Origin of the sequence: Micromonospora sp. GCM10011541 (assembly GCF_042650725.1) — a bacterium.
Lineage (GTDB): Bacteria > Actinomycetota > Actinomycetes > Mycobacteriales > Micromonosporaceae > Micromonospora > Micromonospora sicca.
Genome location: NZ_JBHSBP010000049.1, coordinates 852,858 through 868,489, shown reverse-complemented (window position 1 = coordinate 868,489; position 15,632 = coordinate 852,858). Strand labels below are relative to the sequence as shown.

Sequence of the window (15,632 nt, the reverse complement as noted above, 5' to 3'; positions counted from 1 at the left end):
CCGACGCGGCGATCAACCGGCGAACGGGTCGCCGCCGGCGGCCAGCGCGGTCAGCATCGCGGCGGCCCGCTGCCGGGCAGCGGCGTACACGCCGGAGCCGAGACTGACCCGGGCCACCCCGAGCCGGGCCAGCTCCGCCACCCCGGGCGTGCCGGCGCGCAGCAGCACGTTGACCGGGCCGCCGACCGCCGCCACGAACCGCCCGATCAGCTCCGGGTCGGCCAGCACGATCGGGTACACGCAGTCGGCGCCGGCCGCCAGGTAGCGCCGGGCCCGGCGGACCGCCTCATCGAACCCTGCGGCGTGGTCGGCGGTGGCGTGCAGGAAGACGTCCACCCGGGCGTTGACCACCAGGTCCGGCCCGGCCGCCGCCCGGACGGCCGCGAGCAGCTCGGCCTGTTCGGCCACGTCGCACAGCTGTCCCGTACGCGGGTCGGAGTCCTCGAGGTTGAGCCCGGCCGCCCCGGTGGCGAGCAGCCGGTCGACCAGCTCCACCGGGCGCAGCCCGTACCCGCGCTCCAGGTCGGCGGTGATCGGGACCGGGACGGACCGGACCACCCGGGCCACCGCGGCGAGCATCTCGTCGACCGGGGTGGCCTCGCCGTCGGCGTGGCCGAGCGATTCGGCGACGGCCGCGCTGCTGGTCGCGACCGCCGGGAAGCCGGCGGCGGCGACCGCGCGGGCCGACCCGGCGTCCCAGGCGTTCGGCAGGATCAGCGGGTCGCCGGGGCGGTGCAGGGCGCGCAGGGCGGCCGCGGAGCGGGAGTCGGTCATGGCCCGATTGTCGGCCGGCAGATGGCCCGCCCGTAAGCTCCAATCCCGTGCCGATGGACTGGGCCGATTTCGGCGTCGACCTGCACCTGGAGCTGGACGCGACCGGCGGCCGGCGGGCCGGGCTGGAGCGGGCGTTGCGCGCCGCGATCCGCGACGGCCGGCTGCCGCCGTCGACCCGGCTGCCGGCGACCCGGGCGCTCGCCGCCGAGCTGGGCGTCGCCCGGGGTACGGTCAGCGCCGCCTACGACCAGCTGGTCGCCGAGGGCTGGCTGGTGGCCCGGGTGGGCGCGGGCACCGAGGTGAGCCCGCAGCGGCCGGCCGCCCCACCGGGTCCCGCCCCGGCGCCGGCCACCGCCCCACCCCGGTACGACCTGCGGCCGGGCAGCCCGGACGTGGGCACCTTCCCGGTCGCCGCCTGGCTGCGGTCCACCCGCCGGGCGCTGGCCACCGCCCCGGCGGCCGCGTACGGCTACGGCGACCCGCGCGGCCGGCCCGAGCTGCGCGCGGCGCTCGCCGGCTACCTGGGCCGGGCCCGCGGGGTGCTGGCCGACCCGGAGCGGATCGTGGTCACTGCCGGGTACGTCCAGGCCCTCGTCCTGCTCACCACCGTGCTCCGCGACGCCGGCCGGGCGGTGCTGGCGATGGAGGACCCGGGGCTGCCGTTCCACCGGGAGGTGGTGCGCCGCCAGGGCGGCCGGGTGGTGCCGCTGCCGGTGGACGACCGGGGCGCCCGCGCCGAGCTGCTCGGCGCGGGCGAGCTGGCCGACGTGGCGGCGGCGGTGGTGACGCCGGCCCACCAGTACCCGAGCGGGGTGACGCTGCACCCGGCCCGCCGGCACGCGCTGACCGGCTGGGCCCGGGACGCCGGTGCCCTGGTGGTCGAGGACGACTACGACGGCGAGTTCCGCTACGACCGGCAGCCCGTCGGCGCGGTCCAGGGCACCGCGCCGGAGCAGGTCGCCTACGTGGGCACCGCGGCGAAGACCCTGGGGCCGGCGCTGCGGCTGGCCTGGCTGGTGCTGCCCGCCCGGCTGGTGGAGCCGGTGGTGGAGGCCAAGCGCCACCTGGACGTGCAGACCGAGGTGGTCGGGCAGCTCGCCCTCGCCGACCTGATCGACAGCCACGGGTACGACCGGCAGGTGCGTACCGTCCGCCGGCACTACCGGCAGCGCCGGGACCTGCTGCTGGACCGGCTGGGCGGACGGCTGGCGGGCGGGATCTCCGCCGGACTGCACGCCGTGGTCCCGCTGCCGCCGGACGGGCCGTCCGAGGCGGAGGTGCTGGCCCGGGCGGCGGCGCGGGGGCTGGCCCTGGACGGGCTGGACGGGCACCGCCACCACCCCGGCGGCCGGCCCCCCGGTCTGGTCGTCGGGTACGCCACCCCGCCCTCGTACGCCTACCCGGCGGCGCTGGCGACGCTGGCCGAGGTGCTGGGTACCGCCGCGGCGCCGGCCTGACCGCACGGGCCGCGGGCGGGTCCGGATTCCGCGCCGGCCGGGAGCGCCGCCGGCCCCGAGCCCGGCGGCGCTCCTGGCCGCTCACCGGACCCGGGATGTCCAACGTGGCGGTCGGTAGGCCGGAGGTCAGCGGGCCGGGACGGGCACCGGCGCGGACGCCCGGCGCAGGGTGGTCGCCGCGACCAGCAGCGCGACCGTGACCAGGGCGGCGGCCACGCCGAACGCGGCGCGGTACCCGCCGGCCAGGGCCGCCACCTCGGACCAGCCTGCGCCGCGCAGCCCGGCGGCCCGGTGGGCGGCGAGCGTGGCCAGCGCGGCCAGCCCGAGCGCGCCGCCGACCTGCTGGGTGGTGTTGGCCAGCCCCGAGGCGAGCCCGGCGTCGGCCGGATCCGCGCCGGCCATGGCGAGCATGGTGACCGCCGGCAGGGTCAGGCCGCCGGCCACCCCGAAGACCAGCGTCGCGGGCAGCACCTCGGTCGGGTAGTGCCCGTCGGCGGGCAGCCGGGCCAGCAGCAGGAAGCCGACGGCGGCGAGCCCCAGTCCGGTGAGCAGCACCGCCCGGCCGCCGAAGCGGGCGATCAACCGGCCGGCCAGGCCGAGCGAGACCACCGCGATCAGCACCGGGGTGGGCAGGAAGGCCAGCCCGGTGGCGGCCGGGTCGAGCCCGAGCACCAGTTGCAGGTCGAGGGCGAGCAGGAACTGGAAGCCGAAGAACGCGGCGACGGTCAGGAACTGCACCAGGTTGGCGGCGACCAGGTCGGGCGTCCGCAGGATCCGGGGCGGCAGCAGCGGTACGGCGGCGACCGTCTGCCGGACCGCGAAGGCCGCGAGCAGGGCGGCGGCCAGTCCGGCGGTGCCGAGGGTCCGGGGCGAGGTCCAGCCCTGCTCGCCGGTGCCGACGACGGTGACCACCGTGGCCATCAGGCCGGCGGTGACCAGCACGGTGCCGGTCAGGTCCAGTCCCGCCGCGAGCCCGACGCCCCGGTCGGCGGGCACCCGCAGCAGCGCCCCGGCGACGATCAGCAGCCCGATCGGCAGGTTGATCAGGAAGATCGACCGCCAGCCGGCCAGTTCGGTGAGGAACCCGCCGGCCAGCAGACCGAGCGAGGCGCCGGCCGCGCCGGTGAAGCTGAACACCGCGATGGCCCGGGCCCGTTCGGCCGGGACGGGGAAGAGCGCGACGACCATGCCGAGCCCGACCGCGGTGGCCAGTGCCCCGCCGGTGCCCTGGAGGAAACGGGCGACGACGAGCGTCGCCGGTCCGGCCGCCAGCGCGCAGGCCATTGAGGCGAGGGTGAAGATCGCGACCCCGGTGAGGAAGACCCGGCGCCGGCCGGCCAGGTCGCCGAGTCGCCCGCCGAACAGCAGCAGGCCGCCGAAGGCGACGAGGTAGGCGTTCACCACCCAGGCCAGACCCGAGGTGGCGAAGCCGAGGTCGCGCTGGATCGCGGGCAGCGCGACCGCGACGACGCTGCCGTCCAGGATGATCATCAGGCTGCCGGCGCAGAGCACCAGCAGCGCCGACCAGCGATGGGTCCCCGTCATCGAAGTGCCTCCTTGGTGCACGGTTTGTTACCGAGGCCATCGTCTGTGACCATGAGCCGGAGCGGAAGGAGGCACTTCGGTGTCCCAGGGGAACAGGTGTGTGTCCATCACGGCCGGACAGGCCCGGGCCTGTACCGTCCGCGAGGCGCTGGACCGGGTGGGCGGGAAGTGGAGCATCGGCATCCTGGTCGCCGCCAGCCAGGGGCCGGTCCGCTTCACCGAGCTGGAACGGCAGGTCGAGGGGATCAGCCGGCGGATGCTCACGCTGACCCTGCGCAACCTGGAGCGCGACGGCCTGCTGCACCGGGAGGTGTACCCGACGGTGCCGCCGAAGGTGGAGTACACCGCCACCCCGATGGCGCTGGAGCTCTACGAGTCGCTGGTCGCGCTGACCGCCTGGGCGGAACGGCACCGGGCGGCGATCACCGAGGCCCGGGCCGCGTACGACCGGGAACACGGCACGCCGACCGGCTGAGTCACTCCCCTCACCGGCGGCACCGCTGACCTGGCCGGCGAGTGGCCGGCCGACTGGACCGGAAGCCCGGGCGAGTGAGCTCTGTGGCGAATGCCACGCAATCCGTCTGACCGATCGGTCAGGTGCTGACCGATCGGTCAGGCATGCTGGTTCACATGGCACGACCGACCCCGGAGACCCATGCCGAGCTCCTCGCCGCGGCGGCGCGGCGGTTCGCCGTCACCGGCTACAAGGGCACCTCGTTGCAGGACATCGCCCGCGAGGTCGGTTGCTCCAAGGCCGCGGTGCTCTACCACTTCGCCAACAAGGAGGCCCTGCTCCGCGAGCTGATGGCCCCGGCCATCGCGGTGCTGGAGGCGCTCGACGCGCGGCTCGCCGGGCACACCGGCGCCGCCGCCCAGCGGGTCGCCGCCGAGGGCTTCGTCGACCTGGCAGTCCGCTTCCGGCGGGAGATCGCACTGCTCCGCGGCGAGTTCCCCGACCTGCTCCAGCAGCCCGCCTTCGCGCACGTCCAGCAGGTCTCCGAGCGGCTGATCGACGCGTTCGCCGGCCACTCGGACCGGCCGGCGGCGCGCATCGCCGCGCTGGTGGTCCTCGCCGGGATCGCCGAGACCTGCGGCGAGTTCCTCGACATCCCGGACGAGGAGCTACGGCCCGCGCTGCTGGCCGTGGCGCTGCGCGCGCTCGAGCCCACCACCTGATTCCAGTACGCACACGACCGAGGACAAGGAACGTTCATGGCGACCCTGCTGTACCGGCTCGGCCGGGCCTCGTTGCGCCGGCGGCGACTCGTCGCCGTCGCCTGGCTCGTCGTACTCGTCGGGCTCGGCGTCGCCGCGGCGACCCTCAAGGGCCCGACGGCGAGCAACTTCACCATGCCCGGCACCGAATCGCAGCGCGCGATCGACCTGCTCGCCGACCGGTTCCCGGCGGCCAGCGGAGCCACCGGCACCATCGCGGTGAAGGCGCCGCAGCCCGGCCAGCTGATGAGCCCCGAGGGGCAAGGGGTGGTCAGGCAGGTCACCCAGGAGGCGGCCACCCTGCCCGGGGTGGTCGGCGCGGCCGACCCGTACCAGGTCAAGGCGCTCTCCCCGGACGGCCGGTACGCGCTGATCCAGGTGCAGTTCTCCGGCCGGGCGGACGAGGTGACCGACGAGCAGCGGGCCGCGTACGAGAAGGTCGGCGCGCAGGCCGAGGCGCAGGGGTGGCAGATCGCCCCCGGCGGCGAGGTGCTGAACGCGGAGCCGGAGGTCGGCTCCACCGAGGCGCTCGGCGTGCTGGTCGCCGCGATCGTCCTGGTGGTCACCTTCGGCTCGCTGGTCGCGGCCGGGATGACCATGCTGAACGCGCTGATCGGCGTGGGCGTCGGCATGGCCGGCCTGTTCGCGCTCAGCGGCGCCGTCGAGCTGACCAGCACCGCGCCGATCCTGGCCCTGATGCTCGGCCTCGCGGTCGGCATCGACTACTCGCTCTTCATCACCTCCCGGCACCGGCAGAACCTGCTCGACGGGCTGTCCCCGGAGGAGGCGGTCGGCCGGGCCGTGGGCACCGCCGGCTCCGCCGTGGTGTTCGCCGGCGCCACCGTGGTCATCGCGCTCGCCGGCCTGGCCGTGGTGGACATCCCGTTCCTGACCGTGATGGGTCTGGCCGCTGCCGGCACGGTGAGCGTCGCCGTGCTGGTCGCGATCACCCTGGCGCCGGCCCTGCTCGGCTTCGCCGGCCGCCGGGTGCTCCCCCGCAAGCTCCGTGGACGCGCGGCGGTCGACTCCGCCGCCACCGGTTCGGAGGACCGCTCCGGCTTCGGCTTCCGCTGGGCGCGCTGGGTGACCCGGCTGCGGATCCCGGTCATCCTGGTCGGCCTGGTCGGCCTCGGGCTGCTCGCGCTGCCCGCCCAGGACATGCGGCTCGCGCTGCCGGACGCCGGCAACGCGCCGGAGGGTACCGCCGCCCGGGTCAGCAACGACCTGATCCGGGAGGGCTTCGGCCCCGGCTTCACCGGCCGGCTCGCGGTGGTGGTCACCGCTGACTCGCCGCAGGCGACCCAGGCCGCCGTCCCGCAGGTGACCGCGCTGATCCAGAAGACGGACGGGGTGCTGGCGGTGGCCCCGCCGCAGCTCGACCCCACCGGGCGGACCGCGTTGCTCGGGGTGATCCCGAAGACCGGCCCGACCGACGCGGCCACCGAGACGCTGGTGCACGACATCCGCCACCAGGTCTCCGGCATCGACACGGCCGACGTGCTGCTCACCGGTGTCACCGCGATCGGCATCGACGTGTCCGAGAAGCTCTCCGACGCGCTCCCGATCTACCTGCTGCTGGTGGTCGGGCTCTCGATCCTGCTGCTGATGCTGGTGTTCCGCTCGATCCTCGTCCCGGTCAAGGCGGCGCTGGGCTTCCTGCTCACCGTGGCGGCGACGTTCGGCATCACCGTCGCGGTGTTCCAGCGGGGGCACCTGGCCGGCCTGGTCGGCCTGGACACCCCGGGCCCGCTGATCAGCTTCCTGCCGATCCTGCTCATCGGCATCCTGTTCGGCCTGGCCATGGACTACGAGGTCTTCCTGGTCTCCCGGATGCGGGAGGACTTCGTGCACGGCGACACCGCCCAGCAGGCCACCATCAACGGGATGGGCCACGGCGCCCGTGTGGTCACCGCCGCCGCGCTGATCATGATCTCGGTCTTCAGCGGCTTCATCTTCCTCGACGACCCGGTGATCAAGTCGATGGGCTTCGCGCTCGCGATCGGCGTCGCCGTCGACGCCTTCGTGGTCCGGATGACCATCGTCCCGGCGGTGATGTCCCTGCTCGACGGGAAGGCCTGGTGGCTCCCCCGCTGGCTCGACCGGATCGTCCCCAACGTCGACGTCGAGGGCGAGGGTCTCCGCGCCCACCTCGCCGACGCCGAACCCGCCAGGGTGTGACCGGCCTGCCCGGCCGGTCAGACCCCGGCCGGGTAGGTCTCCATCTCGCCGGGGGTGGTCAGCGCGGGCAGCGGGTGCAGCGCGGTCGCCTCGTCGCACCAGATGAAGGCGTCGTAGCGGTCGCCCAGCCGGGTCGGCACGTAGTTGCCCCAGGACTCGAAGCTCGGGTCGTAGACCACGCCGATCGCCCGGTGGTCGGCCTGGCCGGTGACCCACTCGGGCTGGTCCGGGCCGCCGAAGACCAGCACCGCCCGCTCCGGCATCAGCTCGTGCAGCCGCCGCTCGACCGAGCCCTCCCGGGCCGGCGGCACCACCATCACCTCGGCCGGCGAGCCCCAGCGCGGCGCCGCGACCACGTTCCCCCGGTAGCTGCCGAACCCGACCAGCGCCACCGCGTCCCGGCCGTGCCGTTCCCGGCCGAGCTGACCGATGTTGATCATTCCGTCGGCGGTCATGTCGGTGGCCCGGGCGTCGCCGACATGGGTGTTGTGCGCCCAGACGATCCCCCGGGCGTCCGGACCGTAGAAGTCGAGCAGCCGGTCCAGGGTGTCGGCCATGTGGATGTCCCGGACGTTCCACGACTCCGGGCCGCCGCCGATCATCGCCCGGTAGTAGCGCTCCGCGCCCGCCACCACCTCCGCGTTCTGCCAGGCCGAGAAGCGGTCCGGGCCGTCCGCGGCGGCCTGTTCGCGGGTACGCGCCAGCAGCCGCACCACCTCCTCCTCGCAGCGCGCGGAGACGAACCGGCTGGCCATGCCGTACTCCTCGACCCGCTTGCCGTACGGCTCGAAGCAGCGGTACGCCTCCTGCGCCGCCTCCAGCGAGGCCGGGTCCTCCTCGCCCAGATAGTCGAAGATCGCCTGCATCGACTCCCAGAGGCTGTACACGTCCAGCCCGTGGAAGCCGGCCCGCTCGCCCTCCGGCCGCTCCAGGTTCCAGGCCCGCAGCCAGCGGCCGAAGCGGGCCACCTCCGCGTTGGCCCACATCCAGGTGGGCCAGCGTTCGAAGTGCTCCAGGGCGGTCTGCGGGTCGGCCGACCCGCCCGGGGCGCCGACCACCGAGCGGTGCACCCGGTCGCAGTCCGGCCAGTCCCCCTCCACCGCGACGAAGTCGAAGCCCTGCTCGGCGATGAGCCGCCGGGTCAACTGTTCCCGCAGCCGGTAGTAGTCGTAACTGCCGTGCGTCGCCTCGCCGATCATCACGATCCGGGCGTCCCGGACACGCTCCAGCAACGGGTCGAAGTCGCTCGGCGCGCCGAGCCGCTGTACCAGCATGCCCGCGGCTACCCGGGACCCGCGCGGGCAAACCGGTCCCGCGCCGCAGCGCGGCGGGTGCGGCGCCGGCGCATGGCGGCGGGCGGAGCGGGTAGCCGGTCGGCATGACCGTGACCGGGGTGCAGTTGCAGGAGTACCTGGCCGGGCTCGACTACCCGGTCTCCCGCGAGGACCTGATCCGCTGGGGCCAGGAGAACGGGGCCAGCACCGAGGTGTTGCAGATGCTGAAGGCGCTGCCCGCGGAGCAGTTCGACTCCCCCGCCGAGCTGGGCGAGGCGCTGGGCACTCTCGCCTGAGACGGGCGGGTCAGCCCACCGTGACGCTGACCCGCCGGGAAGGGCCGACCAGTCGTACTGCCACTGGACCCGTCGGTGCAAACGGTGGGGAACGGGCCGCCCGGCCGGATAGGTGCCCTTTCAGTGCAGCAGGCGGAAGAGCGTGAGCCACTGCTCCAACTGGGTGAGCAGAGGACAACGGCCGGCGCCGGAGGCGGCCGAGCGACGGGGCGGGGTCAGAGTTCGACGGTGCGCCCCTCGCTGCGGGCCGTCTCGGCGGCGTCCAGCACCGCGACCACCTCGCGGCCGAAGCGGACGTCGCAGCGGTGGTCCCGGGTGCCCGCGTCGATCTCCTCCAGCAGCTGGTCGATCGCCGTGCCGAACGCGGCCAGCACGCTCCCGTCGCCGGGCGGCACGGTCTCCGTGCCGTTCTCGCCGAAGAAGACGAAGTCGCGGGTCATCGCCTCCGGCGGGGCGTCCAGGGTGAGCGACAGCGTGCTCGTCGCCCCGCCGTCGTGGGTGAGCAGCAGGTGCACCAGACCGCTCGGGCCGTCCATCGCGGCCACCCGGCTGACCCGGCCGAGCACCGGCAGGATGAGGGAGAGCGCGTGCGGGCCGATGTCCCACAGCGCACCCCGGTCCCGCCGCCACTGCGAGTTCCCGTACGGGTTCCCCGGCTGGTAGATCGAGGCGAACATGGTGGCCCGGGCGTGCTGCCAGCCGCCGGCCGCGGCGGTGGAGGCGAGGAAGCCGGTGACGTTCGGGTGGTACCGCTGGGTGAAGAAGACCACCGAGGCCACCCCGGACGCCTCGGCCGCGGCGACCACCCGGTCGGCGTCGGCGAGGCTGAGCGCCAGCGGCTTGTCCAGCAGCAGGTGCCGGCCGGCGGAGGCGGCCCGGACGGCGATGTCGGCCTGCACGTCCGGCGGCAGCGCCACGGCGATCGCGTCGCACGCGTCGATCAGCGCGTCGACGTCGTCGAAGATCGGCACGCCGTGCCGTCCGGCCAGCGCGCCGGCCTTCTCCCGGTCCCGGCCCCAGACCCCGACCAGCTCGGCGCGGGGGTGGGCGTCGATGGCCGCGGCGTGCGTCTCCGCCGCCCAGTGACCGGTGCCGAACAAGCCGAACCGCAGCACGAGGTACTCCCGCTTCCGTCGTCCACCACGGCGACCCGTGGCCGTGATCCACGCTAGTCGGTCCGCCGTGCCGCACGCAGGGCGACCCGACGGAGAGCCGGCCGGTGGGCAGTACTACGGGGGTTAGTAGGCTGTGCCGGTGAATGGGACTCCGACGGGATGCCATCGATGACCAGCGCGGCCACGGCCGGTTCGCCGGTGGACGGGCTCCTCGCGACGGTGACGATCGTGCTGTCGCTCGTACTCGCGCTCTGGGCGCTGCTGGCCGCGGTGCGCCACCGGCCGCCGGACCGCGTGCAGTTCGTGGGCCTGGCCGTGCTGGAGGTCGCGCTGCTGGCGCTGACCGTGGTGGCGCTGGTCGCGCTCGGCGGCGGGGAACGGCCGGGCGAGCCCGGCGCGTTCTTCGGCTACCTGGTGACGCTGGTCTGCCTGCCGCCGCTGGCCTGGGTGCTGGCCCGGATGGAGCCGACCCGCTGGGGCTCGGCGATCGTCTGCGCGATCTGCCTGGTGACGCCGGTCGTGGTGGTCCGGCTCGGACAGACCTGGGAGGTGCTCGGTGGCTGAGGTCGGGGTACGTCCGGACGGCGGCGGCCGGCCACCGGCGCCGCAACCCGCCACCAACAAGGGGCCGGGCCGGCTGCTGATCGCGGTCTACATCCTCTTCGCCATCGCCGCGACCTCCCGCGCCGGGCTGCAGATCGCCACCAAGTTCGACGAGGCGCCGGTGGCGTATCTGCTCTCCGCCCTGGCCGCGGTGATCTACATCGTGGCCGCGGTCGGGCTGGCCCGGGCCGGGCACGCCGGCCGCCGGGTCGCGCTGGCCTGCTGTTCGGTGGAGCTGGTCGGGGTCGTCGTGGTGGGCATCCTCAGCCTGGCCGACCGGGCGCTCTTCCCCGACGAGACGGTCTGGTCCGGGTTCGGCAGCGGCTACGGCTACATCCCGCTGGTCCTGCCGGTCCTCGGCCTTTTCTGGCTCTGGCGCACCCGCGACACCACCGGCTGACGCGTCCCGCCCGGCGTCGGGCGGGACGCGGTGCGACCGGTCAGTCCTTGGGGCCGCCGGCCACGTAGATGACCTGGCCGGAGACGAAGGACGCGCCCTCGCTGGCCAGGAACGAGATGGTGTGCGCGACGTCCTCCGGCCGGCCGGGCCGGCGGACCGGGATCTCGGCCGCCGCGTGCTGCTGCAACGCCTCGAAGTCCACCTTCATCCGGGCGGCGGTGGCGGCGGTCATGTCGGTGACGATGAAGCCCGGCGCGACCGCGTTGACGGTCACCCCGAACGGGCCCAGCTCGATGGCGAGGGTCTTGGTGAAGCCCTGCAGCCCGGCCTTGGCGGCCGAGTAGTTCGCCTGGCCCCGGTTGCCCAGCGCCGAGGTGCTGGAGAGGTTGACGATCCGGCCCCACTTCCGTTCCACCATGTGCTTCTGGGCGGCCTGGCTGAACAGGAACGCGCCGCGCAGGTGCACGCCCATGACCGTGTCCCAGTCCGTGTCGGTCATCTTGAACAGCAGGTTGTCGCGGAGCACACCGGCGTTGTTGACCAGCACGGTCGGCGGGCCGAGCTCGGCGGCGACCCGCTCCACGGCCGCCTCCACCTGGGCCCGGTCCGACACGTCGGCGCCCACGCCGAGCGCCCGGCCGCCCGCGGCGACGATCGCGTCCACTGTCTCCTTGGTGGCCGACTCCTCGATGTCGACGACGGCGACGGCCATGCCGTCGGCGGCCAGCCGGCGGGCGGTGGCCGCGCCGATGCCGCGCGCGGCTCCGGTGACGATGGCGACGCGGGGCTCCTCCGACATGATTACCTCCCGGTAACTTGTGGCTCGATCGAAGGAGCTTAACCCCGCCCACCGGCGGGCGTAAGAAGCACTCCTGTACGGAGCGATCTTGGCGGCGTACCGTCTCGCCTGATCCTCCGACAGATGCCCGCCGCCCTGTTCCCCAACGATGGACAGGCATCCGGAGACGTCGCTGTCGGCACCGCCAGCGGCCCGAGCAGATGACGAGACAAGGAACAACGTCACGTGAAGTTCTCGCGTCCCCGGGGAGCCTGGCCCGCCGCCGTGGTCTCCGCGGTCCTGGCGGCGACCGGAGGCTCACCAGCCCTGGCCGCCGCCCCCGGCTCGGCGGCCGCTCCCGGCCCGACCTCCGCACCAGCGACCGACCTGCCCACCCCGCCCGGTACCCGGTCGGTCACCCTGATCACCGGTGATGTGGTCACCACCCGGCGGAGCGCGAACGGCGGCACCCTCGACGCCCGGCGTCCCGACGGCGCCCCGGCCCAGGTGCGGGTGGTGGAATCCGGCAGCGACCTGTACGTGTACCCGCAGTCGGTGCTCCCCTACCTGGCCGCCGGCACCCTGGACAAGCGGCTGTTCAACGTCACCCGGCTGATCGCCGACGGGTACGACGACGCGCACGTGGACCACCTGCCGCTGATCGTGTCGTACGCCGAGGCGGGGTCCGGGCTGCGCGCCGGCACGGCACCCACCGGAGCGACCCGCACCCGCACCCTGAGCAGCATCTCCGGCGCCGCGCTGAGCGAGGACCGGGACCAGGCCGACGAGTTCTGGGCCGCGATCACCGCCGGCACCCGCACGAGGTCGACCGCCGGGGCCGCCACCACCGGCGCCACCGGACGCTTCGGCGGCGGGATCGCCAAGATCTGGCTGGACGGGCGGGTGCACGCCGACCTCGCCGACACCACCGCGCAGATCGGCGCCCCCGAGGTGTGGGCCGGCGGCGACACCGGCGCGGGCGTACGCGTGGCCGTGCTGGACACCGGCATCGACGCCGCCCACCCGGACCTGGCCGGCCGGATCGCCGAGTCGGCCGTGTTCGTGCCCGGTGAGGAGCTCGCCGACCGGATCGGGCACGGCACCCACGTCGCCTCCACCATCGCCGGCACCGGCGCCGCCTCCGGCGGGCGGGAGAGGGGCGTCGCCCCGGACGCCCGGCTCGCCGTCGGCAAGGTGCTCAGCGATGCCGGCTACGGGCTGGACTCGTGGATCCTCGCCGGCATGGAGTGGGCGGCCCGGGAGGCTGACGCCACGGTCATCAACATGAGCCTCGGCTCGAGCCAGCCCAGCGACGGGACCGACCCGATCAGCCAGGCGGTCAACTCGCTCAGCGCGGAGACCGGCGCCCTGTTCGTCGTCTCCGCCGGCAACCTCGGCGCGCCGGGCAGCGTGACCGCCCCGGGCGCGGCGGACGCCGCGCTGACCGTCGGCGCGGTCGACGTCGACGACCAGCTCGCCTACTTCTCCAGCCAGGGGCCACGGATCAGCGACGAGGCCATCAAGCCGGAGCTGACCGCGCCCGGCGTCGGGGTGCTCGCGGCCCGATCGCAGTACGCGCCGGGTGAGGGCGCCTACCAGACCATGGACGGCACCTCGATGGCCGCGCCGCATGTGGCCGGCGCCGCCGCCCTGCTCGCCGCGAAGCACCCGGACTGGACCGGCCAGCAGCTGAAGAACGCCCTGGTCAGCACGACCAGAGCCACCCCACAGTACGACGCGTACCAGGCCGGTACCGGCCGGGTCGACGTCGCCGCGGCGGTACGCGCCCCGGTCGTCGCCACCGGCACGGTCTACACCAGCGTGCGGTACGACACCGCGACGGCGGGCGGCACCACCCAGCCGGTGACGTACACCAACACCACCGGCCAGCCGATCACGCTGGACCTGGCGGTGGACGCCGCGACCGCGCCGGCCGGACTGTTCGGCCTGTCCGCGGGGCAGGTGACCGTGCCCGCGCACGGCACCGCCACGGTCACCCTGACCACGGACACCACCCGGGCCAGCGCCGGCAGCCGGTACACCGGGCAACTCGTCGCCACCGGGCCGGACCGGGCGGTGCTGACCCGCACCGCGATCGGCGTCGGCACGTTCACCCCGTACCACCGGCTCAGGCTGGAGCTGACCGACCGGGCCGGCAAGCCGACCGCCGGCGTCATCGAGCTGGGCCAGCCGGGCAGCTACGGGCCGGACTTCGTCAACACCGACGAGGACGGGACGGCGCAGCTGTACCTGCCCCAGGGCGTCTACTCGGCGATGAGCTTCCTGAACGTCACCGGCGGCCACGGGCCGAACTCGCTCGGCCTGGCCCTGCTCGGCGACCCGGACATCGACCTGCGGGCGGACACCACGGTCCGGCTGGACGGCACGGCAGCGCGCCGGGTCCGGTCGCTGGCGCCGCAGCCGACCTCCGACACGTACGCCCGGCTGGACTACTTCCGGTCCCAGGGGGAGGGCCGCTGGCGCTCGTTCATCGAGGGCGGCGTGTTCTACGACAGCTTCTGGGCGCAGCCGACCAGCCACGACGTCACGCACGGCGACTTCTACGTCGGCGCCCGCTGGCGCCGGGAACAGCCGGTGCTGAGCGTCGGCACCACGAAGGTCGACTTCGACGACGTGGTCCGCCAGCAGGGCACCACGCAGCTGCCGAAGGGCAGTTGGACCCTGCCCGCCGTGTTCGCCGGCGACGGCGCGGCGAGCGACTACGCCGACCTGGACGCCCGGGGCAAGGTGGTCGTGGTCCGGCACAACGGGGAGGTCGGCGACTCCGCACAGGCCGCCGCAGCGAACGCCGCCGGCGCGAAGCTGATGCTGGTGGTGAACGACTACCCGTGGCGCGAGGTGCGCGACTACCGGTCCGACTTCTTCACCCCCACCCCGATCGAGGTGGCGCTGCTCAGCAGGGACGAGGGCGAGGCGCTGATCCAGCAGATCCAGGACGGGTCGACGAAGATCGAGGTGGCCTCGCAGCCGGTCGCCGACTACCTGTACGACCTGGTCCAGGCGTACCACAACCGGATCCCGGCCGGGCTGACCCGGACCGAGACCAGCAGGACCCTGGCCCGGATCGACGTCGGCTTCGCCTTCCCGGCGACGCAGACCCGGGGTGGCGAGTTCCGGTTCGACTGGCCGTCGTACTCGGACTGGGGCATCGGCCTCACCAGCAACCGGCCGCTCGCCCCGGTCCGCACCGACTGGGTGTCCACCGGCGACCTGTACCAGTGGGGCCAGGAGGCGTACCTCGACTCCGGCACGTACCAGATCGACACCCGGACCGGCTACCGGGCCGGCAGCAGCGGCGAGGAGCAGTTCTTCGAGCCGATCGAACGGCCGCACCTGAACAACAACTTCAAGCTGCCCACCCGGTCCGGCACCACCCTCAACCTGGACGTACCCGGTTGGGGCGGGGCCGACCACGTCGGCATGGCGATGAACGCGGCCGAGCAGACCAACCAGCTGTACCAGGGCGACACGCTGCTCGGCCAGAGCACCAGCACGTGGGTCAGCGGCACCGCGCCGGGCGCGGGTGACCTGCCCTACCGGCTGGTCACCCGGACCACCCAGGACCCGAGCGCCGGCCCGTACTCGACCCGCACCGAGACGGAGTGGCGGTTCCGGTCGACGGCGCCGGCCGCGGGGGTGGAGTCGAGCGTGCTGCCGCTGCTCCAGCTCGACTACGCGGTCGACACCGACGCCGCCGGTACCGCGAAGGGCGAGACCGGTCTGACCGTGTCCGCCGCGCATCTCCCCGGGGCCACCGGCCGCGGCGGCATCGGGCCGGTCACGCTGGAGATCTCGTACGACGACGGCGCGCACTGGCAGCGGCAACCGCTGGACCGTACGAAGGACGGATCCTGGGCGGCGAACCTGCGGGCGCCGAAGGGCGCCGGGTACGTGTCGCTGCGGGCCAGCGCCAGGGACGGCTCGGGCAACTCGGTCGACCAGACCGTGATCCGCGCCTTCGGCGTGCGCTGATCGT

Annotated in this window: 12 protein-coding genes and 1 pseudogene; 8 read left to right on the top strand and 5 right to left on the bottom strand. The window is 74.5% G+C overall.

Annotated features, from left to right (window positions below; all coding sequences use genetic code 11):
• Positions 1 to 12 precede the first annotated feature (12 nt).
• Positions 13 to 774 carry an isocitrate lyase/phosphoenolpyruvate mutase family protein gene (locus tag ACFOYX_RS21320; RefSeq protein ID WP_322441316.1) on the bottom strand — a complete coding sequence of 254 codons (762 nt, stop codon included), beginning with the start codon at positions 772 to 774 and terminating at the stop codon, positions 13 to 15.
• 53 nt (positions 775 to 827) lie between these two features.
• Between ACFOYX_RS21320 and ACFOYX_RS21315 the strand changes: the two genes are divergently transcribed.
• On the top strand, positions 828 to 2,231 hold the full coding sequence (locus tag ACFOYX_RS21315; RefSeq protein WP_322441334.1) for a PLP-dependent aminotransferase family protein: 1,404 nt from the start codon (positions 828 to 830) through the stop codon (positions 2,229 to 2,231).
• Positions 2,232 to 2,357: 126 nt separating this feature from the next.
• On the opposite strand, the gene ACFOYX_RS21310 is transcribed toward ACFOYX_RS21315, so the two are convergent.
• Complete coding sequence (locus ACFOYX_RS21310; protein WP_322441315.1) at positions 2,358 to 3,776, bottom strand: MFS transporter; 1,419 nt, start codon at positions 3,774 to 3,776, stop codon at positions 2,358 to 2,360.
• A gap of 100 nt (positions 3,777 to 3,876) precedes the next feature.
• Here ACFOYX_RS21310 and ACFOYX_RS21305 point away from each other — a divergent pair, with 100 nt between their 5' ends.
• The 3 genes from ACFOYX_RS21305 (at position 3,877) to ACFOYX_RS21295 (ending at position 7,169) form a co-directional block, all read left to right on the top strand.
• Positions 3,877 to 4,251 carry a helix-turn-helix domain-containing protein gene (locus ACFOYX_RS21305; RefSeq protein ID WP_201749502.1) on the top strand — a complete coding sequence of 125 codons (375 nt, stop codon included), beginning with the start codon at positions 3,877 to 3,879 and terminating at the stop codon, positions 4,249 to 4,251.
• 155 nt (positions 4,252 to 4,406) lie between these two features.
• Positions 4,407 to 4,952: a TetR/AcrR family transcriptional regulator gene (locus ACFOYX_RS21300; RefSeq protein WP_109800495.1), complete on the top strand. Its 546-nt coding sequence runs from the start codon at positions 4,407 to 4,409 to the stop codon at positions 4,950 to 4,952.
• Between the two features lie 36 nt (positions 4,953 to 4,988).
• A complete protein-coding gene (locus ACFOYX_RS21295) occupies positions 4,989 to 7,169 on the top strand; it encodes an MMPL family transporter (RefSeq protein ID WP_322441314.1) in 2,181 nt (726 codons plus the stop codon).
• A 17-nt stretch (positions 7,170 to 7,186) separates the two neighbouring features.
• Here ACFOYX_RS21295 and ACFOYX_RS21290 read toward each other — a convergent pair whose 3' ends face one another.
• A complete protein-coding gene (locus tag ACFOYX_RS21290; RefSeq protein WP_322441313.1) occupies positions 7,187 to 8,443 on the bottom strand; it encodes an erythromycin esterase family protein in 1,257 nt (418 codons plus the stop codon).
• Between the two features lie 104 nt (positions 8,444 to 8,547).
• Here ACFOYX_RS21290 and ACFOYX_RS21285 point away from each other — a divergent pair, with 104 nt between their 5' ends.
• Positions 8,548 to 8,739 (top strand): DUF2795 domain-containing protein, encoded by a 192-nt coding sequence (locus ACFOYX_RS21285; protein ID WP_109800488.1) that lies wholly within the window; start codon positions 8,548 to 8,550, stop codon positions 8,737 to 8,739.
• Between the two features lie 215 nt (positions 8,740 to 8,954).
• Here ACFOYX_RS21285 and ACFOYX_RS21280 read toward each other — a convergent pair whose 3' ends face one another.
• Positions 8,955 to 9,854 carry a Gfo/Idh/MocA family oxidoreductase gene (locus ACFOYX_RS21280; protein ID WP_322441312.1) on the bottom strand — a complete coding sequence of 300 codons (900 nt, stop codon included), beginning with the start codon at positions 9,852 to 9,854 and terminating at the stop codon, positions 8,955 to 8,957.
• Between the two features lie 168 nt (positions 9,855 to 10,022).
• Between ACFOYX_RS21280 and ACFOYX_RS21275 the strand changes: the two genes are divergently transcribed.
• Both ACFOYX_RS21275 and ACFOYX_RS21270 read left to right on the top strand, forming a co-directional pair.
• Positions 10,023 to 10,418, top strand: coding sequence for a hypothetical protein (locus tag ACFOYX_RS21275; RefSeq protein ID WP_375373500.1), 396 nt, complete (start codon positions 10,023 to 10,025; stop codon positions 10,416 to 10,418).
• Positions 10,411 to 10,925: pseudogene (locus ACFOYX_RS21270) on the top strand (hypothetical protein). Before ACFOYX_RS21275 ends, ACFOYX_RS21270 begins: the two are co-directional and overlap by 8 nt.
• On the opposite strand, the gene fabG reads toward ACFOYX_RS21270, so the two are convergent.
• Complete coding sequence (gene fabG, locus ACFOYX_RS21265; RefSeq protein WP_109800491.1) at positions 10,898 to 11,656, bottom strand: 3-oxoacyl-ACP reductase FabG; 759 nt, start codon at positions 11,654 to 11,656, stop codon at positions 10,898 to 10,900. The pseudogene ACFOYX_RS21270 and the gene fabG sit on opposite strands and share 28 nt — an antisense overlap.
• A 225-nt stretch (positions 11,657 to 11,881) precedes the next feature.
• Here fabG and ACFOYX_RS21260 point away from each other — a divergent pair, with 225 nt between their 5' ends.
• Positions 11,882 to 15,628, top strand: coding sequence for a S8 family serine peptidase (locus ACFOYX_RS21260; protein ID WP_322441310.1), 3,747 nt, complete (start codon positions 11,882 to 11,884; stop codon positions 15,626 to 15,628).
• Positions 15,629 to 15,632: the final 4 nt, after the last annotated feature.

Excerpts from the sequence above, each read along its gene's own strand:
- ACFOYX_RS21320 (WP_322441316.1), bottom strand. The coding sequence starts at position 774 with ATGACCGACTCCCGCTCCGCGGCCGCCCTGCGCGCCCTGCACCGCCCC.
- ACFOYX_RS21315 (WP_322441334.1), top strand. The coding sequence starts at position 828 with ATGGACTGGGCCGATTTCGGCGTCGACCTGCACCTGGAGCTGGACGCG.
- ACFOYX_RS21310 (WP_322441315.1), bottom strand. The coding sequence starts at position 3,776 with ATGACGGGGACCCATCGCTGGTCGGCGCTGCTGGTGCTCTGCGCCGGC.
- ACFOYX_RS21300 (WP_109800495.1), top strand. The coding sequence starts at position 4,407 with ATGGCACGACCGACCCCGGAGACCCATGCCGAGCTCCTCGCCGCGGCG.
- ACFOYX_RS21295 (WP_322441314.1), top strand. The coding sequence starts at position 4,989 with ATGGCGACCCTGCTGTACCGGCTCGGCCGGGCCTCGTTGCGCCGGCGG.
- ACFOYX_RS21290 (WP_322441313.1), bottom strand. The coding sequence starts at position 8,443 with ATGCTGGTACAGCGGCTCGGCGCGCCGAGCGACTTCGACCCGTTGCTG.
- ACFOYX_RS21285 (WP_109800488.1), top strand. The coding sequence starts at position 8,548 with ATGACCGTGACCGGGGTGCAGTTGCAGGAGTACCTGGCCGGGCTCGAC.
- ACFOYX_RS21275 (WP_375373500.1), top strand. The coding sequence starts at position 10,023 with ATGACCAGCGCGGCCACGGCCGGTTCGCCGGTGGACGGGCTCCTCGCG.
- fabG (WP_109800491.1), bottom strand. The coding sequence starts at position 11,656 with ATGTCGGAGGAGCCCCGCGTCGCCATCGTCACCGGAGCCGCGCGCGGC.